We start from the raw sequence: 20,797 nt of genomic DNA on the forward strand, positions 1-20,797 counted from the left end.
GCCCTCGATGGTGGGCAGCAGGGTGTGCGGGGGCAGGTCGAGACGGGGGACGGAAGCGATCAGGGCGCTGCTGTACGGGTGCCGGGGGCGCTCGAACACGGCCTCGGTGGGTGCGTACTCGACGAGCCGGCCGGCGTACATGACCGCGACCCGGTCCGTCCGGCCGGCGACGGTGGCGAGGTCGTGACTGATCAGGATGGTCGCCATCCTCAGGTCGCGGGCGAACGACTGGAGAAGGTCCAGGATCTGCTTCTGCACGGTGACGTCGAGCGCGGTGGTCGGCTCGTCGGCGATGAGCAGGCGCGGACCGCAGGCCAGGGCCATGGCGATGACGACGCGCTGGCGCATGCCGCCGGAGAGCTCGTGCGGGTACTGGCGGGCGCGCCGGGCGGGTTCCGGGATGCCCACCTGGCGGAGCAGGTCGACGGCGCGGTCCCGGGCCTCGGCGCGGCTCAGGCCGAGGTGGGCGCGGACGCTCTCGGACAGGTGTGTGCCAACCTTCTTCACCGGGTTCAGTGAGGTCATGGGGTCCTGGAAGACCATGGCGACCTCGGTGCCCCACAGCGCTCTGCGGCCCGACGGGCTCAGCGCGTGGATGTCCTTGCCGCCGAGCAGGACCGATCCGGAGACCGTGGTTCCGGGGCCGTCGGTGATCAGGCCCATGAGGGTGCGGCCGAGCACCGACTTGCCCGAGCCGGACTCGCCTACGATGCCGAGGGTCTCGCCCTCGGACAGCGACAGGCTGACCCCGTCCACGGCCTGCACGGGGCCGCGCGGTGTGTGGAAGGCGGTGCGTACGCCGGTGGCGGTCAGCAGCCCGGACGCTTCGGGGCCGGCGGCTGCCGCGTGGTCGGGCAGCGGTGTGGTGGTCACAGTTTCACACTCCGGGAGTCCCAGCGCCCGCGAGCCTTCTCGCCGACGATGTTGAAGGCGAAGACGGTGAGGAAGAGGAACGCACCCGGTACGAGCACGATGTGCGGGTGCTCCTCGAAGACCCGTCCCTCCCCCTCCGCGATCATGTTTCCCCAGGTGGGTTCGGGCGGCTGGATGCCGAGCCCGAGGAAGCTGAGCGAGGCCTCGGCGACGATGAGGACCGAGATCATCACCACCGCCAGGGACAGCAGCGGCAGCAGGACGTTGGGCAGCAGTTCACGCAGCATGATGCGGGAGCGGGTGGCGCCCATGGCACGGGCCGCCAGGACGAACTCCCGGTTGGCGTAGGCCATGGTGGTGGCGCGGGCGAGCCGCACCATGCCGGGGATGGTGAGCAGGGCCAGCGAGAGGGCGACGTTGCGCAGATGCGGCTCCAGCACGGTCGCCAGGGCGATGAGCAGGATCAGCGGGGGCACGGCGAGCAGCGAGTTGGTGGCGATGCCCACCGCCCGGTCGACGCTCTTCTGGAAGTAACCGGCCACCATCCCGATCGCACCGCCGAGGACGGTGCCGACGGCGACCGCGGACAGCGAGATGACCAGCGAGGACCGCGCCCCGTACAGGGACCGGGCGAGCAGGTCGAGACCGAAGCCGTTCGTACCGAGGGGGTTGGCCCCGGTGAACGTCGGGGTGGCGAAGGCCGGTTCGAGGACGGTGCTCGCGACGTCGCGGTCCTCGCCGAGCGGCAGCCACGGGGCGAACAGGATCGCGAGGCCGAGCACGATGAGCCAGCCCGCGCCGAACCAGAACACCAGGTCGAAGCCGGGGCCGGACCAGATCCTGCCGAGCCGGGACGCTCCGGCGAACGCCATGCCGAGGCCCAGGAGGGCGATGGCCGCCTTGACGGGCGTCACGAGCTGGGGTGTGGTCGCGCCGAACCCCAGCAGGACGAGGCCGACGACGGTGAGGGTCAGGGCGGTGAGCAGGGGCGGGGGGAAGGCGGCCCGCGTGCGCGGGGCGATGTCAGATATGGACACGTCGCGTCCTCGGGTCGAGGTAGCCGTAGGAGAGGTCGATGCCGGCGTTGATCACCACGTAGATGACGGCGATGGTGAGCACGGCGCCCTGGACCATCGGGTAGTCGCCCTGGCCCGCGGCGTTGACGACGAGGGTTCCCATGCCGGGCAGCGCGAAGAGGTACTCGACGACGACGGTGCTGCCGATGAGCCGGCCGAGGCTGAGGCCGAGCAGGGTGACCAGGGAGAAGGAGGAGGGGCGCAGGGCGTCGGTGAACAGGATGCGCAGCGGGTTCATGCCCTTGGCGCGGGCGGCGAGGATGTAGTCCTCCCGCAGGGTCACGATGAGGTCGCCGCGCAACACCCTCGTGAACATGGCGAGTTCGGCCAGCGCCACGGTCAGTGCCGGCAGGAAGGCGTGGTGCAGGTTGCCCAGCAGGTCGCCGTCGCCGAGCCGGATCCATTCGGAACGCGGGAACCAGCCCGCCGAGTTGACCAGGAGCATGATCAGCAGCAGCCCGGCGAGGAAGCTGGGCACGGAGAGCACCCCGAAGGTGCCGGCGCCGATGATCCGGTCGGCGGCCGAATTCTCCCGGTACGCCGACCACATGGCCAGCGGCACCGCGATCAGCAGGGCGATGAGCAGCCCGAGGGCGGCGATCTCGAAGCTGACGGGCAGCGCGGACATGACGCGGTCGGTGACCTCGCTCTGCGGCGGTACGACGGACTGGCCCAGGTCCCCGGTCAGGACTCCGCCCAGCCAGTCGAGGTAGCGGGTGACCAGCGACTGGTCGAGGCCCAGTTCCGTGCGGAGCTCGGCGTACTCGGCGGGCGACCGGCCGCCGCCCAGGATGTCGACGGCGGGGTCGCCGGGCAGCAGGACCACCAGGGAGAAGACCCCCATGCTCGCGATGAGGAGCACGCCCACCAGTTCCAGGACTTTGAGGGCCGGTCGGCGCAGCGCAGCGAAACTCATGGGTTCCTCCAGATCTGCCCGGTGGCGGCACACGGGACTACGGGATGCGCACCACGGTGCGGTGAGGCTACGGGCGGGCGGCCCGGCCGGCCCAGGGCGGTGTCCCGGTGAGCGGGAACGGCCCGGCCCGCAGCGGCTTCTCTGTGACCGTCCGGGCAGGCCGGGCCGCCGGCGGTCACTTGCTGATCCACGCCTCGCCGAAGAGCGTCATGGACTCGTCGGTGGGGACGAGACCGTGCACGTTCTTGCCCCAGGCGGTGAGGGCGGCGCTGGCACCGAGGTTGATCATGGGGACGTCCTCGTTGAACAGGGTCTGGATCCGGTCGAGGACCTTCTGGATCTCGGCGTCGCCGTCCGCACGGTGGAGCTCGGCCAGCAGGGCGTCCATCTTCGGGTTGGCGTAGCCGCCGGGATTGCCGTAGCTCGTGGAGTTCAGGACGCTCTGCAGCCGGTGGTAGGGGTCGCTCTCGGAGAGGCTGACGGCGCCGCGGCTGATGTCGAAGTCGTGCTCCACGTACGTCTTGGCCACCCGGTCGGCGATGGAGGAGACCAGGTCGAGCCGCACGGTGAAGCCGACGCGTTCCAGCATGGCCTTGATGACCACGCCCTTGGCCCTGGCGACGGGGTCACTGCCGTCCATGTAGGTGATCTTGCCGTCGTAGCCGTCCTTCTTGGCCTCGTCGAGCAGCTTCTTCGCCTTGTCGAGGTCGATGCCCAGGGGCTTCACCTCGGAGTGCAGGCGCGATTCCGGCGGGAAGATCTCCTTGCCGGGCAGGCCCTTGCCGTCGTAGGCGCGTTCGGTGTCGAGCTCGGGGTCGAGGGCCAGGGCCATGGCCTGGCGGACGCGCAGGTCGGCGCCGGGCCGGCCCTTGCGGGTGTTGACCGTGATCACATTGCCGAGACCGGTGAGGGTCAGCTCCCCGAAGTGGCCCGCCTTGACGGCGTCGTCGACGACGTCGGGGCCGCGCATGTGCGCCACGTCCACGGTGCCGTCGTCGAGCGCCTCCAGTTTCGCGCGGTCGGACTGCGGCCAGGTGAAGCGGAGGGCGTCGAGGTGGGGCTTGCCCTTGAAGTACTTCGTGTTGGCGTTGAGGACCATCTCCTCCTGGGGGGCGTACTTGCCCAGGACGAAGGGCCCGGCCCCGATGGGCTTGAACGTCTTCCCCGCGTACGCGGCGGGGGCCACGATCATCCCGGGCGCCTGGGCGAGCATCGCGGGGAACGTCGCCCAGGAGCTGCGGAGGGTGAAGACGACGGTGGAGTCGTCGGTCGCCTCGGTCCTGGCCAGGTTCGGGGCGAGCATCGAGGTGTCGGCGCCCTTGTTCTTCTGGTACCAGGCGAGCGAGGCGGTCACCGCGTCGGCGTCGAGCGGGGTGCCGTCGGAGAACTTCACCCCGTCGCGGAGCTTGAGCGTCCACGTCTTCTTGTCGTCGCTGCTCTGCAGGGACTTGGCGAGCTGGGGTTCGTACTTCTTGGCCGCGGTGTCGTACCGCATCAGGACGTCGTACACGGCTGCGAGCGCGGAGCCGCCGGAGGATCCGGTGGCATAGGTGACGGCGGGGCTGAGGCTGCGTGCCTCGCCGTAGTCGGCGATGCGCAGGGTGCCGCCGTCGACGGGGGTGCCGGCGTCCGGCTGGTCGCCGATGAGCCCGAAGGTGTAGCGGCCGCGTTCGGCCTTCTGCGTCTTGGCGCCGTCGGATTTCCCGGCGTCGGACGAGACGCACGCGGAGGTGAGCATCGCCGTGACGGCCAGGGTGGCGGCGAGGTGGACTCGCGGCCGTGGTGCTCGCTTCATTTCTTCCTCCATGAGCCCGGGCCGGTCGGACCGGTGCCGGAAGGTGGGAAAAACGGGTGCCTGAAGGCAGGTGGCACCGGGGCGGGAAGGCCCGGGGGCCGGAGCAGGTGGGGGGACGCTACGGCCGTCGAAATCCGRCCGACGTGACCTATCCCACTCACCGGGAACCCTGCGGTGCGTCCGTTGGCCGCTCGTCGCCGTCGTTGTCGCCCGCCCGTCGGCGTGAAACGGTGTCCCAGTGACCGGAATCAGCCATGAACGAGAGAGCCCGGCACTGCTGACATTGGCCTCGACCGCGATCCCAGTGGAGTTCGAGACGCACCAGGAGTCACCTGATGTCCAGCGATACGGATCACCGCTCGGCCGCTCCCGCCGGAGCTGCCGAGATCATCGGCCGGCTCACCGGCCCGGGCGGCCGTTTCGAGCTGTCCGACGCCGAAGTGCTGGGGTCCCGCCTGCCGGTGTTCACCCACCGGCAGCGGGCTCTGCACGAGGTGTTGCACGCGTCCGTCGTCCATGCCGACCGTGAGTACATCGTCACCGCGGACCGGCGGATCACCTTCGCCGAGCACGCCGCGCAGGTCTCCTCGCTGGCCAAGGTCCTGCGGGAGGAGTACGGCATCGCCGCGGGCGACCGGGTGGCGATCGCCGCCGCCAACTCCCCCGAGTGGATCCTGACGTTCTGGGCCACCGTGTCGGTCGGCGCGGTGGCGGTCGGGTTCAACGCCTGGTGGTCGGCGCGGGAGATGGCGCACGGCATCGACAACGCCGAACCGGCGCTGGTGGTGGCCGATGCCAGACAGTCGGCGAAGCTGACCGACTGCGCGGTGCCGGTGCTGTCCGTGGAGGACGACATCAGCCGCTTCGTCGCGTCGTACCCCGACGCACCACTGCCCTCGGCCGACGTCGCGGAGGACGACCCCGCCGTCATCCTCTACACCTCGGGCACCTCGGGCCGGCCCAAGGGGGCCGTGCACACGCACCGCAACCTGCTGGCCGTCATCGAGTACCACCGGCTGAACGACGCCCTGTTCGAGGAGTTCGGCGATCCCGTGGCGTCGCAGGACCGCGTCTATCTGCTGACGCTGCCGCTGTTCCACATCGCGAGCCTGCACAATCTGGCCGTGCCGCGGCTCGCCACCGGCAGCCGGATCGCCCTGCACCAGGGCTCGTTCAAGGTGGACGCCGTCCTGAGCATGGTCGAGCGGGAACGGGTCACCAACTGGGGTGCGGTGCCGACCATGGCCCACCGCATGCTCGAACACGGCGGGGCCGACCGGTACGACACGTCCTCGCTGACGTCGTTCTCGCTGGCCTCCGCGCCTTCGTCGACCGCGTTCAAGGAGCGGCTGCGCCAGGGCCTGCCGTTCGCGAAGGACTCGCTGGTGGACAGCTACGGCCTGACGGAGACCTGCACGGGCGTCGCCGCGGCCAGTGCGCAGGAGCTGGCCGCCGCGCCCGGGACGCTCGGCCGGCCGGTCACCGGTGTGCAGCTGGAGATCCGCGACCCCGCCGGCGAGATACTGGGCGAGGGCGAGGAGGGCGAGGTCTGGGTCCGCAGCCAGTTCAACATGCTGGGCTACTGGCGCGATCCGGAGGCCACCGCCGGCGCCATCGGCCCGGACCGCTGGCTGCGCACCGGGGATCTCGGTGAACTGCGCGAGGGCCGGCTGTTCCTCAGCAGCCGCCGTTCGGACCTGATCATCCGCGGTGGCGAGAACGTCTACCCGGCGGAGATCGAGACGGTTCTCGTCGAGCACCCCGACGTCCGTGAGTGCCTCGTGATGGGGGTGCCGCATCCGGACCTCGGCCAGGAGGTCGCCGCGGTCGTGGTGCTCGTGGCGGGCTCGACGGTCACCGAGGAGTCGCTGCGGGAGTACGCGGCGAACGCACTGGCCTATTTCAAGGTCCCCAAGCAGTGGCGGCTGACCCACGAGGAACTGCCGCGGAACGCCACCGGCAAGGTGATCCGCAACCAGGTGCGCGTCTGACGCGCACCGCGAGAGGCGACAGTGCCCCGGCCGCGTGATACTGCGGCCGGGGCACTCTGCGCGCTGCTCGGAGATCGGGCACAGGAGGCCGGGCATGGGCGGGCGGGACCGGTCAGAAGACGGCGGTACCCCGTCAGAGGCCCGCGGTGAGCGGTCAGAAGTCGGCGGGCCCGCGCAGGGTCGCCTCGGCTCCGCCGTCGACGTAGACCACCTGCCCCGTGATGTGGCTGTTTCCCTCGGAGGCAAGGAAGAGCACGGCCCGCGCGACGTCCTCCGGCTGCAGATAGCCGTTGAGCGGCATGGGTACCGCCGTGTCCATGACCTTCTTCATCTCCGGGTCGTCGAAGAGCCCCGCGCTCATCGGCGTCAGGACGACGCCGGGCGCGACGACGTTCACGGGAATCCCCGCGTCCGCCCAGCCCGCGGCGACGGCGGTGCGCCGCGCCCACTGCGCGAGCGCGGCCTTGGACGAGGGATACAGCTGCCGCGCGCGGCCGTCGGCCACGGCCCGCTCGGCGTGCGCCAGGGCCGCGGTCTCGTCGTCGGCGAGGCAGGCGGCGACGACCTCCGGGTCGTGGGGCTGGGTACCGGAGATCGAGCCGATGGCCACGACCCGGGGCTGCTCGGCCGCGGCGAGGGCCGGTCGCAGCGCTGTCAGGAACTCGGTGGTGCCGAAGTAGTTGACCGTGACCATCGCGGTCCCCGGAACGGAGGTGCCTGCGCAGGTGACGACCGCGTCCACCACACCGCCGGCCGCCTCGACGACGGCCGCCGCGGCTGCGGCGCGGCCGCCGGGCGTGGACAGGTCGGCTTCGATCTCGCCGCCCCGCAGGTCCACGCCGATCACGCGGTCCCCCTGGGCCCGGGACAAGGTGGTGAGAGCGGCACCGATCCCGGAACCGGATCCGGTGACGACGACATTGCGCGGCATGAGTACTCCTCGGGTGAGTCGGTGCTGCTGGCACATGAGGGCCGGTCGCCCCGGCACCCGCGGAAACCGCCCTCCCGCGCACCGTAGGAGCTCCGGCCGGCCAGGAGCCCCCGGCGTCCCGCTGACCGGACGGGGCGCGGTGTCGAGGGCTCGGTGACGGAGGGCGCGGTGTCAGGGGCGCCGTTCGGCGAGGACCGGGCCGAGGAGGAGGCGGCAGGCCAGCCGGATGCCGTCCTGCGCCGCCTCGGCCGAGGAACGCTCGTACAGGACGGTGGTCAGCAGTCCGTACCAGGCCTGCTCCAGGATGCGGACCACGCGCCGGTCCTGCTCGCCGGGATCGCTCACCCCGGCGGTACGCAGGACCAGGTCCACGAGGATCTCGTCCGTGCGGCGGACCGGGCTGCCCTCGCCGACGTGGGAGACGTTGTTGGACTGCAGCATCGCCAGCGCCAGCAGCGGCTGTTCGAAGAGCTGCCGGCTCGCCCCGGTGAGCAGCTCGCTCACCGCTTCCACCGGGCCGGTACCGGGCCGTGGCGGCGGCGTCCCGGCGTCGAGGCGGCCCACCTGGTCGTGGAGGACGGCGGCGAACAGGTGGGTCTTGGACGGGAAGTAGCGGTACAGGGTGGCGATCGCGACGCCGGAGCGCCGGGCCACGTCATGCATCTGCACGCCTTCGAGGCCGTGTACGGCTCCGAGGTGCGCCGCGGCCCGCAGGATGCGGGCGTAGCGCTGGCGCTGCTTGGCCGAGGTGGGCTGCGCGGGGGTTCTCTCGCAGTTCGTTCGGGGCACGGTACTGACGTCCTTCCGCCGGCCGCCGATGTTCTCGTGTGCCGCACCGGCCGGGTGGGCGTCGTTCCGTTGAGTGGGACGCGGCCGGAAGCCGGTGGCCCGGTGGACTTCCCGCCCACCGGGACGGGGCCTGCGCGGGCCGGGACGGGGGACTTGGATGGGCGCTCCCGTTCCTTCCCGTTCCGCCCGAGAGAGGTGCCCCCATGCGGCTCGGCATCAACAGTCCCGTCGTCACGGCCGTCCCCGGCGTCCACTCCCCCTGGGAGCGCGCTGCCGGCATCGAGGCCCTGGGGGTGGTCGCCGAGGCGGCGGACCGGCTCGGCTTCGACCATCTGACCTGTTCGGAGCATGTGGCGGTGCCCGTGGACATCGCCGGGCAGCGCGGCGGCACGTACTGGGACCCGCTGTCCGTCTTCGGGTATCTCGCGGCCCGGACCGACCGCATCCGCTTCGCCACGCAGGTCCTGGTCCTCGGCTACCACCATCCGCTGGAGATCGCGAAGCGCTACGGCACGCTGGACCGCGTCTGCGGCGGCCGGGTCGTCCTGGGGCTCGGTGTGGGCAGTCTGGAGGAGGAGTTCCGGCTGCTCGGGGCCGCCTTCGAGGGCCGGGGCGCGATCGCCGACGACGCCCTCGCGGCGCTGCGGGCGTCCCTGTCCCGGCGCGAACCCGCGTACCACGGCGAACACTTCGACTACGAGGGGCTCGTGGTGGAACCGCACGCGGTGCAGGACCGGGTGCCGTTGTGGATCGGCGGCCGCACCCCCCGTTCGCTGCGCCGGGCGGTGGCGTACGGGGACGGCTGGGTGCCGTTCGGGCTGCCGCTCGACCGGCTGGGCGAGATGGCCGGGGCGGCCGCGCTGCCCGACGGCTTCGAGGTGGTGCTGAGCGCGGGCCGCCCGCTCGATCCCTCGGGCGATCCGGACGGCGCGTCCGAGGCGCTGCGGAAGGTGTCCGCGGCCGGAGCCACCCTGGTCAGCGTGTCGCTGAGCGCCACGGGGGCGGGCCATTACGTCGAACAGCTGGAGGCCCTCGCCGCGCTCGCGGGCCTCACGGCGGGCGCGGAGGCGCGGGCATGAGCGCGGACCGGATCGCCGCGCTCGAGGCGCGGCTCGGGGCGCTGGAGGACGAGCGCGACATCGCCCGCGCGATGGCCTCGTACGGGCCGCTGGTGGACGGGGGCGACGCGGACGGCGTCGCGGCGCTGTGGGCGCCGGACGGGGTGTACGACATCGACGAGATCTTCCTCGCGGGCCGGGAGCGAATCCGTGAGATGGTCCGCTCCCCCGCCCACCAGGGCTGGATCCGGCAGGGCTGCGCCCATGTGGTGGGCCCGCCGCACATCACGGTGGACGGCGACGAGGCCGTGGCGGTGTGCCACTCGCTGATGGTGGTGCACGAGTCGGGCCGGTACGTGGTGCGCCGGGCGACGGCCAACCACTGGCGGCTGCGCCGCACACCGCAGGGGTGGCAGGTCGTGACCCGGACCAATCGCATCCTGGACGGCCGCACGGAGTCCCCCGCGCTGCTGGTCGCCGGGGTGCGGGGCGAGCCGGCCACGGCCTGAACTCCCGGACCCGCACGGGGTGGTGGCCGGACGGCCGCCACCCCGTGCCGCGCCGTGTCAGGAGGCGCCGTACACCGGCTGCGGGCTCTCGGCCGCGGCCAGCAGGCCGGTCACCGCCTCTCCGGCCTCGGCCGGGGTCCAGCGGGCGCCCTTGTCGGCGGTGGGGCCGGGCCGCCAGCCCTCCATCACCGTGATCCGGCCGGCCTCGGTCTCGAAGACCCGGCCGCTCACCCCGGCGGACGCGGCGGAGCCCAGCCAGACGACGAGCGGCGAGACGTTCTCGGGGGCCATCGCGTCGAAGGCCCCCTCGCCGGGGGCGGCCATCGTCTCGGCGAACGTCGCCTCGGTCATCCGGGTCCGGGCGGCGGGGGCGATCGCGTTGACCTGGACCCCGTAGCGGCCCATCTCGGCGGCGGCCACCAGGGTCAGCCCCACGATGCCCGCCTTGGCGGCCGCGTAGTTGCCCTGGCCCACGCTGCCCAGCAGCCCGGCCCCGGAACTGGTGTTGACGACCCGGGCGGCCGGCGTCCGGCCCGCCTTGGCCTCGGCACGCCAGTGCGCCGCCGCGTGCTTGAGCGGCAGGAAGTGACCCTTGAGGTGGACGCGCATCACCGCGTCCCAGTCGTCCTCGTCGAGGTTGACCAGCATCCGGTCGCGGAGGAATCCCGCGTTGTTGACGAGCGTGTCGAGCCGGCCGAAGGAGTCGAGCGCGGCGGCGACGAGGGAGGCGGCGCCCTCGGAGGTGGCGATGTCACCGTTGTGGGCGACGGCCTCGCCCCCGGCCGCGCGGATCTCCTTCACGACCTGCTGCGCGGGGCCGGTACCCGAGCCGGAGCCGTCGAGACCCACCCCCAGGTCGTTGACGACGACTTTCGCGCCCTCGGCGGCGAGGGCCAGGGCGTGGGCGCGGCCGAGTCCACGGCCGGCGCCGGTGACGACGGCGACGCGTCCGGCACACAGGGCGGTCGGTGAGGTCATGACGAGTGTCCTTTCGACGGACGGCGAGCAGCGGGGCCCGGACGGGCGCCGGTACCACTGAGTGGCATGGCACCCTCCCGCGGCGTTCGTATCGCTGCTACCTTTTGGGCCTAACAAACGTTTGGTGGAAAGGTAGCTGATCTGCTCATGGGTGTCTCCACCTCCGTCCCACGCGAGGGCGTCGCCCTCGTCACCGTGGACTTCCCTCCGGTCAACGCCCTTCCCGTGCAGGGCTGGTACGACCTGGCCGCGGCGGTCCGGCGTCGCCCTCGTCACCGTGGACTTCCCTCCGGTCAACGCCCTTCCCGTGCAGGGCTGGTACGACCTGGCCGCGGCGGTCCGGGCCGCCGGGGCCGACCCGGACATCCGCTGCGTCGTACTCGCCGCCGAGGGACGCGGTTTCAACGCGGGCGTGGACATCAAGGAGATGCAGCGCGCGACCGGACCCGAGGCGCTGATCGGCGCCAACCGGGGCTGCTTCGAGGCGTTCGCGGCCGTCTACGAGTGCGAGGTCCCGGTCGTCGCCGCCGTTCAGGGCTTCTGCCTGGGCGGCGGCATCGGCCTGGTGGGCAACGCGGACGTGATCGTGGCCGCCGAGGACGCGTCCTTCGGTCTGCCCGAGCTGGACCGCGGCGCGCTCGGCGCCGCCACGCACCTGGCCCGGCTGGTTCCGCAGCACCTGATGCGGACCCTCTACTACACCTCGCGCACCGTGACCGCGGAGGAACTGCACCGGCACGGCTCGGTGTTCGATGTCGTGCCGCGCGAGCGGCTCGCCGGGGCCGCCCTGGAACTGGCCGGGGAGATCGCCGCCAAGGACGGCTATCTGATCCGGCTGGCCAAGGCCGCCATCAACGGCATCGACCCCGTCGACGTACGCCGCAGTTACCGCTTCGAGCAGGGCTTCACCTTCGAGGCCAACCTCAGTGGCGTCGCCGACCGCGTGCGCGACACCTTCGGCACGGACAAGGAGCAGCAGACGTGACACAGGACAAGACGATGACGGCCGACGATGTCGTCGGCCGGCTGGAGAGCGGGATGACGATCGGCATCGGCGGCTGGGGTTCGCGCCGCAAGCCGATGGCCCTGGTGCGGGCGCTGCTGCGCTCGGACGTCACCGACCTGACCGTGGTGTCGTACGGCGGCCCGGACGTGGGTCTGCTCGCGGCGGCCGGAAAGATCCGCAAACTGGTCGCGGCCTTCGGGACGCTCGACTCGATACCGCTGGAGCCGCACTTCACGGCGGCCCGCCAGCGCGGCGCCTTCGAGATGGTCGAGATGGACGAGGCCATGATGATGTGGAGCCTGACGGCGGGCGCGCAGCGGCTGCCGTTCATGCCGGTGCGCGCCGGGATGGGCTCGGACCTGATGGAGGTCAACCCCGCCCTGCGTACGGTCACCTCACCGTACGAGGACGGCGAGAAGCTGGTCGCGGCTCCGGCGCTCCGGCTGGACGCGGCCCTGGTCCACCTCAACCGCTCCGACGTACAGGGCAACGGGCAGTACCTGGGCCCCGACCCGTACTTCGACGACCTGTTCTGCGAGGCGGCCGACCAGGGTTTCGTCTCCTGCGAGCAGATCGTGGAGACGGCGGACCTGCTGAAGGAGCACGGGCCGCAGACGCTGCTGATCAAGCGGATGTTCGTGGACGGGGTCGTCGAGACGCCGAACGGCGCGCACTTCACTTCCTGTGTGCCCGACCACGACCGGGACGAGGCCTTCCAGCGCGCCTACGTCAAGGCCGCCCGCGACCCCGAGGCCTGGCCCGCCTTCGTCGAACGGTTCCTGTCCGGGGACGAAGCCGCCTACCAGGCCGCCGTCACCGCGTTCCACCAGGAGGAAGCATGAGCGGCACCGAGACCACCGGCATCCAGGCGCCGAGCCGCGCCGAGTACTGCGTGGTGGCCTGCGCAGAGGCATGGCGGGACGCGGGCGAGATCCTCGCCAGCCCCATGGGCACCGTTCCGGCCATCGGTGCACGCCTGGCGCGGCTGACCTTCTCACCCGAACTCCTGCTGACGGACGGGGAGGCGCTGCTGATCGCCGACACGCCCGCGGTGGGGGCGAAGCCCGGGAGCGTCGAGGGCTGGCTGCCGTTCCGCCAGCACCTGACGCTGACCGCCACCGGCCGCCGGCACGTGATGATGGGCGCCAGCCAGATCGACCGGCACGGCAACCAGAACATCTCCTGCATCGGCGACTGGGCCAGGCCCACGCGCCAGCTGCTCGGGGTGCGCGGCGCTCCCGTCAACACCCTCAACAATCCGACCAGTTACTGGGTGCCCAAGCACTCGGCACGGGTGTTCGTGGAGCGGGTGGACATGGTCAGCGGAGTCGGTTACGACCGTGCGGCGGCGGCCGGTCCGTCCGCGACACGCTTCCACCGCATCCCCGAAGTCGTCAGCAATCTGGGCGTCTTCGACTTCGAGACCCCCGACCGGTCGATGCGGCTGCGTTCCCTGCACCCCGGCGTGAGCCTCGAACAGGTCACCGCGGCCACCGGGTTCGCCCTCACGGTCCCCGACGAGGTCCCGTTCACCCGGGAGCCCACGCCGGCCGAACTCCGGCTGATCCGTGAGGTCATCGACCCCAAGGGGCTGCGCGAGCGCGAGGTCCCCGCGTGAGCGGGCCGGTGCCGTTTCCGACCGCGCTCACCGAGCTGACCGGGGTGCGGTACCCGATCGTGCAGACCGGCATGGGATGGGTGGCCGGCCCCCGGCTGGTGTCGGCCTCCGCGAACGCGGGAGCGCTCGGCATCCTGGCCTCCGCGACGATGACGGTCGAGCAGCTCCGCGCGGCGGTCCGCGAGGTCAAGTCCCGTACGGAAGCCCCGTTCGGCGTCAATCTGCGGGCGGATGCCGGCGACGCGGGCGAGCGGGTCCGGATCATCATCGACGAGCGCGTCAAGGTGGCGTCCTTCGCGCTCGCCCCGTCCAAGGACCTGATCGCCCGCCTCAAGGACGCCGGCGTCGTCGTCATCCCGTCCATCGGTGCCCGCCGGCACGCGGAGAAGGTCGCCGCGTGGGGGGCCGACGCGGTGATGGTGCAGGGCGGCGAGGGCGGCGGTCACACGGGCGAGGTGGCCACCACCGTGCTGCTGCCCCAGGTGGTCGACGCCGTGGGCATTCCCGTCATCGCGGCGGGCGGCTTCCACGACGGCCGCGGCCTGGTCGCGGCACTCGCCTACGGCGCGGCCGGGATCGGCATGGGCACCCGCTTCCTGCTCACCTCCGACAGCACCGTCCCGGACGCGGTGAAGGCGAAGTACCTGGCCGCCACGGTCAAGGACGTCACGGTCACCACAGAGGTCGACGGCCTGCCGCACCGCATGCTCCGTACCGCCATGGTCGAGTCCCTGGAGCGTTCGGGCCGCGCCGCCTCACTGCTGCGGGCACTGCGGCACGCCTCGGCCTTCCGTAAGGAGTCCGGTGCGAGCTGGCCCCAGCTGGTCCGCGACGGGATGGCGATGAAACACGGCAGGGAACTGTCCTGGAGCCAGGTACTGCTGGCCGCCAACACCCCGATGCTGCTGAAGGCCTCACTGGTCGAGGGCCGTACGGACATCGGGGTGATGGCCTCGGGGCAGGTGGCGGGCCTGATCGAGGACCTGCCGTCCTGTTCGGAGCTGGTCGAGCGGATCATGGACGAGGCACGGGCGACCCTGAAGGCGCTGCCGGGGGCGGACTGACGTTCCTGGCACACGCGGGGTGAGGGGCGGTCCGGGTCTTCGGGCCGCCCCTCACGCGGCGTCAGCACACGTGAACGCGGACGGTGCGGCCGGCAGTCCGGCAGGCGCACCCGCGCGACCTCGGCGGACAGTGGGCCGACAAGGTCTGTACCACCCGGAATTGTGGCTTCCATCACAGCGTTCGCGATCATGACCTGGTCAGATCAGCGGATGTTCGGTCTCCTTCTCCGCCGCCTGCCCTTCTGGGTCCGCGAACCCGTATTCATCCTGGTCGGGTCAGTTTTCGGCGCACGCATCATGTATGTCGCCCTCCGCGACCACTCCTGGGTCGCGGCCGGTATCGGCGTGGTGTTCCTCGTCGGCACCGCGCTTCGCATCCGCACGGTCGTCCGTACGCTGCGCGCACGCCGGAGCCGAACGGCCTCCGTGACGGGTGGCGCTCCCTCCGTTGCCGGCATGAGTGACGAAGAGCCACGCCAGGCCGGGGCGGCGGCCGGCACAGTGCCGCCGCAGCAGCCCGGCGCCGGGCCGGCGCCGTCGAGGAAGGAGCCCAACGTCTGGGGACAGACCTTCGCGGCCGTGGCCCTGTTCGGGGCGCTCGCAGCCGCCGTGTGGGCGGCCCCGAAGATGGCGCCGGACGACAACAGTGCGCCGAAGCCCGCCTCCTGTTCGAACGCCGAGCGTGAAGAGCTGCCGCAGGCGTATGCCAGGACACCGAAGGCTGTGACCGGTGACGAACTGTGCACGGCGCTCAACCGGCCCGGTCTGGCGCAGCTCCTCGGAACGCCCGACGAGAGGGCGACCACGGCTTACGGCACCAGCGGCACGGCGCCCCTGACCGGAGGAAAGATCGCCGAGCCGGAGGCCGAGGTCCAGTTCGACACGTACACCGTGCACCTCTCTGCGACGTACAACAAGCTGTCCATCGCCCAGTACGTCAAGATGCTGACGACCGGGGGCGAGGAGGCCCGGACGCTCGAGGTTCTGGGGCGGCCCGCGGTCTTCTCCTCGGATCACACCATGCGGTTCGACCTCAGCCGCAAAAGCGGACCCCTCGAGGAGGGTCCCCTGGCCAGGACGCTGTCCGTCGCTTTCGACCGGAAGGACGGGGGCGGCTCCTACGACATCACCGTATGGAGCGAGTTCGGAGCCCTCCCCGACGACAGCGCTCTCCTCGACATCGCGAAGGAGGTCCTTCCGGAGGTCCCGGCCAGGACCGCTCGATGAGACGCCACCGCACCGGCGTCGCGCGCCGGGGCGACCGCGACCGAGCGGGGCCTTCGACGCGCCGCGCTACTGGAGAGGGATGCCGGCCCCGCGTTCGTGCGCGGGGCGGGGGCCGTGGAGGCGCCTGTCGGCTTCCGCGATGCCCATGTCGTTGATGCTCGCCTCGCGGCGCCGCATGAGACCCCGCTCGTCGAACTCCCACAACTCGTTGCCGTAGCTGCGCCACCACCGGTCTTCCGCATCGCGCCACTCGTACTGGAACCGGACGGCGATGCGGTTCTCCTGGAACGTCCAGAGGCTCTTGCGCAGGGCGTAGTCGAGTTCGCGCTGCCACTTCCGCGTCAGGAAGTCGACGATCTCCTCACGCCCGTTGACGAACGTGTCCCGGTTCCGCCAGACCGAGTCCGGCGTGTAGGCCATCGCCACCCGCCGGGGATCGCGGGTGTTCCACGCGTCCTCGGCGGCCTGGACCTTCTGCAGGGCCGTCTCCCGCGTGAACGGCGGGAAGGGCGGTCGATCGTCCGGCATCGCTGGCTCCTCACATGGAGAACGCTCGTTCCCCATCGATGGGCGCTAGGGTAGGAAACGAACGTTCTCAATGTCAAGGAGCCTCGGATGCCGGCCCCCCTCACCCAGGAGCGAAGCCGCCTGGACCGCGAAACGCTCCTCGAAGCGGCCGAGGCCCTCTTCTACGAGCGGGGCATCCAAGCCGTCGGAATGGACGCGGTACGCACGGCATCCGGCCTGCCGCTGAAGCGGATCTACGGGTTCTTCCCGTCGAAGGAGGACCTCGTCGTGGCCGTGCTCCAACGACGTGACCACCGGTGGAGGGGTGACCTCACCGCCCACGTGGAGCAGGTACAGGACCCCCGGGAGCGCGTACTCGCGGTCTTCGACTGGCTCGCCGAGTGGTTCTCCGAGCCGGGTTTCCGCGGATGCGCCTGGGTCAACGCCTACGGTGAACTCGGCCCGTCGTCCGAGGCGGTGCTGAACGAAGTCCGGTCGCACAAACGGGCGTTCCGCGCCCAGGTCACCGCGTGGGTCGACGCCACCGGCGTGCACGTGGCCGATCAGGTCTTCCTCCTCGCCGAAGGAGCCGTCGTGACGGCAGGCATCAGCGGGGACCCGGCACCGGCCCGCCACGCCCGGGCCGCCGCCGCGACTCTCCTCGGGGCGCCCTGAGCCCCGCCACCACGCGAAACATGGCGGCCGGTTCGGACTGCCACCCGTGAGACGCGCAGAGCGGCGGACTCAGGCGCGCCCGGCGACCGCTCCGGGCCCGCGCGCGGGCAGGAGACGCATGACGCGGTCGACCATGGCGAGCCGCTCGTCGACCGTGGCATCGCCGGGAACCTGGATCTTCGCCCCCGCGTAGGAGAGCGCGCCCTCCGCGGCGCGAAGGCAACGGCGCACCTCGTCCGCGTCCATGAGGGACGTGGGCTCGTCCTCGGTGAGGGGCAGATGGGCGTCCGCCCAAGGCCCGCCGTACGCGTTCGCGGACGGCCCCGCACCGGAGAACATGACGCCCTCCAGCAGTCCTTCGGAGGCGAGCCGGGTGATCTGGGCGAGCGGGCGGCCGGGGTCCTGTGCCTCGATCGCCGAGCGGCCCCAGTTGACGGCGATTTTGATCCGCGCTTCGCGTGCGAGGGGGATCTCGGCGTCCAACGACAGGAACCGCTTCTCACCCGGAACGCCGGGCGCGTGTGCGTCGCAGTGTTCCAGGACGAGCCGGGTGGACCAGGCACCCGCGGCGGGTTCGCTCGCCGCGATCTCGTCGAGGGAACGGGCGAACATCTCCGCGACCGCGGTCGTCGAGGGCGCGGTGTGGATGTGGAGGACGGAGACGGACTGCTCGCCGGTGAGCTGGTTCAACTCCTCGGCGGCGGTGCGGGCCTCCCGGAGGAACCCGATCGCCGCCTTCCGGCCGTCGGGGTCCGCGGAGGCGAGCCCGAAGGTGCCCGAGGCGCCCACGCGCTCCATCGTGCCGGGAATCAGCGTGATCACGGAACGGGTGAAGCGGCCGCGCATCTGTGCGGCCAGCCAGGCAGCGTCCTCACCCAGCCCGTCGCGGTACGGGATCTCCAGCCCGTCGGCGATCCCCCTGCCGGTGAGCGCCTCGTAGAAGCGCTCCCGGTCGGCACGCAGGGAAGGCAGGGCCGCGTAGGCACCCACAAGAGCGGCGGGCGGTTCGATGTCCATGGCGTCGCATCCTACCTAAGGTCAGACATCAGATGTCCAGCGATGGCGAGCGCCGGCTCGGCATTCCGAGCGTGGCGGTACGCGCCGGGTGCCGCCGGTCCACAGGTCGCCGGCCGGGCAGTTCGCGGGCGCACGAAGGGGACGCCCGGTGGCGGGGCGTCCCCTTGTCCGGGGCGACTCCGAAAGGATCACTCCGGGCTCGTCTGCGGATGCTGGTTCAGGCGCCTGGGCACTGCACGGTGATACCCGCCGCCCTCATGTCGCTGATGGCCCGGGCGGAAGACTCCCGGGACGCGTTGCTTCTGCCGTACAGGTGGTCGGCGATCACCGTGATGGCGAAGGTGTGGCCCGCGTAGCCGTTTCTGGCGAGCTCGCTGAGCCTCTCGGCGCAGCCGACCGCGTCCGTCTTCGTCGTGGTCGCATGGGTGCTGGAGCAGGGACTCGCCGAGAGGTGGATCGAGAGCGTGTGCGCCTGGCCGCCGATCGCCAACGCCGCCGCGACCTGGGCCTTTCCGTAGAGGCCGTCAATGGTCGCATCGAGTTCGTCGAGCAGTTGGTCTTCCGCGTGGTCCATGGGTGAATACGCGGTGGTCTCGCTGCTGAACGTTCCGATGGCCGTCCCGTTGAGTGTGGCCTGCAAGGTCACGGAAAACCCTGGATGGGCCGTGACCTCTTCCCCCTGCTCGTAGTGGACGCGCTGCACGGCAGCGGTGGCCATGTCCGGACGCCGGGCCGTTCCGTCCGGGCGAGCGGCCGGCCGCTGGAGGGGGCTGGGCCCGCTCATCACCCGTCGGGCGGTGGTCTCGGCTTCGCGTTCGTAGCGGTCGGAGGGGTCGGAGACCTTCAGTCCCGCGCCGTTGTCGGTGCCCGCGACCGTGCCCTTGCTCTGCTGGATCACGTGGGTGAGCTCATGGGCCAGGGTGTGCTTGTCAGCGCCACCGTCGCCGATGACGACATGGTTCCCCGAGGTGTAGGCGCGCGCGCCCACCTCGGCGGCCGAGGCCCTGGCGGCGCTGTCGGTGTGCATGCGCACCGCCGAGAAGTCGGCCCCGAGCCGCGCCTCCATATCGGTGCGGATGGCGTCGTCGAGCGGACGGCCGGGGGTGCGCAGGACGCTGTGGACGGCCGACCGCTGCACCGCGGGCCGTTCCCCCTGCTGGTGACCACAGCCCGCATCGTGCTGGTGCTCCTCCTGTGCCCAGGGGTGGCCCCCCTGTCGCAGTCTCTGGATGACGGCGGCATTGCCCACCGTGCTCTGCAGCACGGACAGCCCGCCGGGTATCCGCCCACGCGGCTCCATGGTTCTCGCCGTGCCGGAAGCGCGCTTGCGGTCCTCGGGGGTCTTGGCTGTCTCGTTCGCGTGCATCGTTTCCTCTCCGGGCGCCGGGTGGGAACTGACGGCCTGTGTGCCGGGACGGCCCCACGTCTCGGTCATCCCGGCAGGCCTGTCCGTACCCAAGTCTCGCAGCACCACCGGAGCTTCCGGGCCCGGATCACGACCCGCAGGGCACTTCTGCCCAGGGGCAGTCGGCGTACGCGTCACAGATCACGCACCGTTCCCACGGAGCAGGAGCCGGCCCGGACGGCCGCCGGCTCCGTCAGAGCCGTTCGATGACGGTCACGTTGGCCTGGCCGCCGCCCTCGCACATCGTCTGCAGGCCGTAGCGGCCGCCGGTGCGCTCCAGTTCGTGCAGCAGCGTCGTCATCAGCTTGGCGCCGGTGGCACCCAGCGGGTGGCCGAGCGCGATGGCGCCGCCGTTGACGTTGACCCTGTCGGGGTCGGCGCCGGTCTCCTTCAGCCAGGCGAGGACGACCGGTGCGAACGCCTCGTTGATCTCCACGAGGTCCATGTCCCCGATGGACATCCCGGCCTTCTTCAGCGCGTACGCCGTCGCCGGGATGGGCGCGGACAGCATCCGGATCGGGTCCTCGCCGKGCACGGAGAGGTGGTGGATGCGGGCGCGCGGGGTGAGGCCGTGCTCGGCGACGGCCCGCTCGGAGGCGATGAGCAGGGCCGCGGCACCGTCGGAGACCTGCGAGGAGACACCGGCGGTCAGCCGGCCGCCCTCGACGAGGGGCCTGAGACCGGCCATCTTCTCCAGTGAGGTGTCCCGGCGCGGCCCCTCGTCCACCGTCACGTCGCCATAGGCCACGGTCTCCCGGGCGAACCGGCCCTCGTCGATGGCGCGGGCGGCCCGCTGGTGCGAGCGGAGCGCGAAGTGCTCCATGTCCTCGCGGGAGATGCCCCACTTCTCCGCGATGAGTTCGGCGCCGTGGAACTGGTTGACGGGCGCGTCGCCGTAGCGGGCGCGCCAGCCCTGGGAACCGGCGTAGGGGCCCTCGGTCAGGCCCAGGGGTTCGGCGGCCTGGCGGCTGGCGTAGGCGATGGGGATCATCGACATGTTCTGGGTGCCGCCCGCGACGACCAGGTCCTGGGTGCCGGACATGACGCCCTGGGCGGCGAAGTGGACGGCCTGCTGGGAGGAGCCGCACTGCCGGTCGACGGTGGTGCCGGGCACCTCCTCGGGAAGGCCGGCGGCGAGCCAGGCGGTGCGGGCGATGTCCCCGGCCTGGGGGCCGACGGTGTCCAGGCAGCCGAAGACGACGTCCTCCACCGCGGCCGGGTCGATCCCGCTGCGTTCGACCAGTGCCTTGATGACGTGGGCGCCGAGGTCGGCGGGGTGGACGCCGGACAGGCCGCCCTTGCGCCGGCCGACGGGGGTGCGTACCGCTTCGACGATGTAGGCCTCGGCCATGACTGCTCCTT

General features: G+C 71.7%; 19 protein-coding genes and 1 pseudogene. 9 read left to right on the forward strand and 11 right to left on the reverse strand.

Features of this window, described 5'->3' with window-relative positions; genetic code table 11:
* The 4 genes from EAO72_RS02425 to EAO72_RS02440 form a co-directional block, all read right to left on the reverse strand.
* Nucleotides 1-873 (reverse strand): ABC transporter ATP-binding protein (locus EAO72_RS02425; RefSeq protein ID WP_148015548.1); only part of this gene is annotated, 873 nt, incomplete at its 3' end.
* The gene (locus tag EAO72_RS02430; protein WP_261991281.1) at nt 870-1,910 is read right to left on the reverse strand and encodes an ABC transporter permease; all 1,041 of its coding nucleotides are present in this window, start codon (nt 1,908-1,910) and stop codon (nt 870-872) included. The genes EAO72_RS02425 and EAO72_RS02430, both read right to left, overlap by 4 nt.
* Nucleotides 1,897-2,865 carry an ABC transporter permease gene (locus tag EAO72_RS02435; protein ID WP_148015549.1) on the reverse strand — a complete coding sequence of 323 codons (969 nt, stop codon included), beginning with the start codon at nt 2,863-2,865 and terminating at the stop codon, nt 1,897-1,899. The genes EAO72_RS02430 and EAO72_RS02435 overlap by 14 nt, the downstream gene beginning before the upstream one ends.
* Nucleotides 2,866-3,040: 175 nt before the next feature.
* A complete protein-coding gene (locus EAO72_RS02440) occupies nt 3,041-4,660 on the reverse strand; it encodes an ABC transporter substrate-binding protein (protein ID WP_187284907.1) in 1,620 nt (539 codons plus the stop codon).
* Nucleotides 4,661-4,995: 335 nt separating this feature from the next.
* Here EAO72_RS02440 and casG point away from each other — a divergent pair, with 335 nt between their 5' ends.
* Nucleotides 4,996-6,651, forward strand: coding sequence for a steroid-24-oyl-CoA synthetase (casG, locus tag EAO72_RS02445; RefSeq protein WP_148015551.1), 1,656 nt, complete (start codon nt 4,996-4,998; stop codon nt 6,649-6,651).
* 154 nt (nt 6,652-6,805) lie between these two features.
* On the opposite strand, the gene EAO72_RS02450 is transcribed toward casG, so the two are convergent.
* The gene (locus EAO72_RS02450; RefSeq protein WP_148015552.1) at nt 6,806-7,582 is read right to left on the reverse strand and encodes an SDR family oxidoreductase; all 777 of its coding nucleotides are present in this window, start codon (nt 7,580-7,582) and stop codon (nt 6,806-6,808) included.
* Between the two features lie 171 nt (nt 7,583-7,753).
* Complete coding sequence (locus EAO72_RS02455) at nt 7,754-8,371, reverse strand: TetR family transcriptional regulator (protein ID WP_148015553.1); 618 nt, start codon at nt 8,369-8,371, stop codon at nt 7,754-7,756.
* Between the two features lie 203 nt (nt 8,372-8,574).
* On the opposite strand from EAO72_RS02455, the gene EAO72_RS02460 reads away from it, so the two are divergent.
* The gene (locus EAO72_RS02460) at nt 8,575-9,450 is read left to right on the forward strand and encodes a TIGR03619 family F420-dependent LLM class oxidoreductase (RefSeq protein WP_148015554.1); all 876 of its coding nucleotides are present in this window, start codon (nt 8,575-8,577) and stop codon (nt 9,448-9,450) included.
* Nucleotides 9,447-9,938, forward strand: a complete 492-nt coding sequence (locus tag EAO72_RS02465) for a nuclear transport factor 2 family protein (protein WP_148015555.1) — start codon at nt 9,447-9,449, stop codon at nt 9,936-9,938. The genes EAO72_RS02460 and EAO72_RS02465 overlap by 4 nt, the downstream gene beginning before the upstream one ends.
* A gap of 57 nt (nt 9,939-9,995) precedes the next feature.
* Here the strand turns inward: EAO72_RS02465 and EAO72_RS02470 are convergent, their stop codons facing one another.
* Nucleotides 9,996-10,916: an SDR family oxidoreductase gene (locus EAO72_RS02470; protein ID WP_148015556.1), complete on the reverse strand. Its 921-nt coding sequence runs from the start codon at nt 10,914-10,916 to the stop codon at nt 9,996-9,998.
* Between the two features lie 259 nt (nt 10,917-11,175).
* On the opposite strand from EAO72_RS02470, the pseudogene EAO72_RS02475 reads away from it, so the two are divergent.
* The 5 genes and pseudogenes from EAO72_RS02475 to EAO72_RS02495 all read left to right on the forward strand — a co-directional run.
* Nucleotides 11,176-11,901: pseudogene (locus EAO72_RS02475) on the forward strand (enoyl-CoA hydratase family protein); the annotation flags it as partial.
* A 14-nt stretch (nt 11,902-11,915) separates the two neighbouring features.
* A complete protein-coding gene (locus tag EAO72_RS02480; RefSeq protein ID WP_148015585.1) occupies nt 11,916-12,764 on the forward strand; it encodes a CoA transferase subunit A in 849 nt (282 codons plus the stop codon).
* Nucleotides 12,761-13,540: a CoA-transferase subunit beta gene (locus EAO72_RS02485; protein ID WP_148015558.1), complete on the forward strand. Its 780-nt coding sequence runs from the start codon at nt 12,761-12,763 to the stop codon at nt 13,538-13,540. Before EAO72_RS02480 ends, EAO72_RS02485 begins: the two co-directional genes overlap by 4 nt.
* A 71-nt stretch (nt 13,541-13,611) precedes the next feature.
* Nucleotides 13,612-14,604: an NAD(P)H-dependent flavin oxidoreductase gene (locus tag EAO72_RS02490; RefSeq protein WP_410089967.1), complete on the forward strand. Its 993-nt coding sequence runs from the start codon at nt 13,612-13,614 to the stop codon at nt 14,602-14,604.
* A 189-nt stretch (nt 14,605-14,793) separates the two neighbouring features.
* Nucleotides 14,794-15,831, forward strand: coding sequence for a DUF6215 domain-containing protein (locus EAO72_RS02495; protein ID WP_410089964.1), 1,038 nt, complete (start codon nt 14,794-14,796; stop codon nt 15,829-15,831).
* 66 nt (nt 15,832-15,897) lie between these two features.
* On the opposite strand, the gene EAO72_RS02500 is transcribed toward EAO72_RS02495, so the two are convergent.
* Nucleotides 15,898-16,359: a nuclear transport factor 2 family protein gene (locus EAO72_RS02500; RefSeq protein WP_148015560.1), complete on the reverse strand. Its 462-nt coding sequence runs from the start codon at nt 16,357-16,359 to the stop codon at nt 15,898-15,900.
* 87 nt (nt 16,360-16,446) lie between these two features.
* On the opposite strand from EAO72_RS02500, the gene EAO72_RS02505 reads away from it, so the two are divergent.
* Nucleotides 16,447-17,013, forward strand: a complete 567-nt coding sequence (locus tag EAO72_RS02505) for a TetR/AcrR family transcriptional regulator (protein ID WP_148015561.1) — start codon at nt 16,447-16,449, stop codon at nt 17,011-17,013.
* A 69-nt stretch (nt 17,014-17,082) separates the two neighbouring features.
* Here EAO72_RS02505 and EAO72_RS02510 read toward each other — a convergent pair whose 3' ends face one another.
* The 3 genes from EAO72_RS02510 to EAO72_RS02520 form a co-directional block, all read right to left on the reverse strand.
* Entirely contained in the window at nt 17,083-18,030 is a 948-nt protein-coding gene (locus EAO72_RS02510; RefSeq protein WP_148015562.1) for a DUF4862 family protein, read from the reverse strand.
* A 217-nt stretch (nt 18,031-18,247) separates the two neighbouring features.
* Nucleotides 18,248-19,396 carry an eCIS core domain-containing protein gene (locus tag EAO72_RS02515; protein ID WP_148015563.1) on the reverse strand — a complete coding sequence of 383 codons (1,149 nt, stop codon included), beginning with the start codon at nt 19,394-19,396 and terminating at the stop codon, nt 18,248-18,250.
* 232 nt (nt 19,397-19,628) lie between these two features.
* Nucleotides 19,629-20,786, reverse strand: a complete 1,158-nt coding sequence (locus EAO72_RS02520) for an acetyl-CoA C-acetyltransferase (protein WP_148015564.1) — start codon at nt 20,784-20,786, stop codon at nt 19,629-19,631.
* Nucleotides 20,787-20,797: the final 11 nt, after the last annotated feature.

This window comes from Streptomyces sp. OR43 (genome assembly GCF_008042275.1).
Taxonomy (GTDB): domain Bacteria; phylum Actinomycetota; class Actinomycetes; order Streptomycetales; family Streptomycetaceae; genus Streptomyces.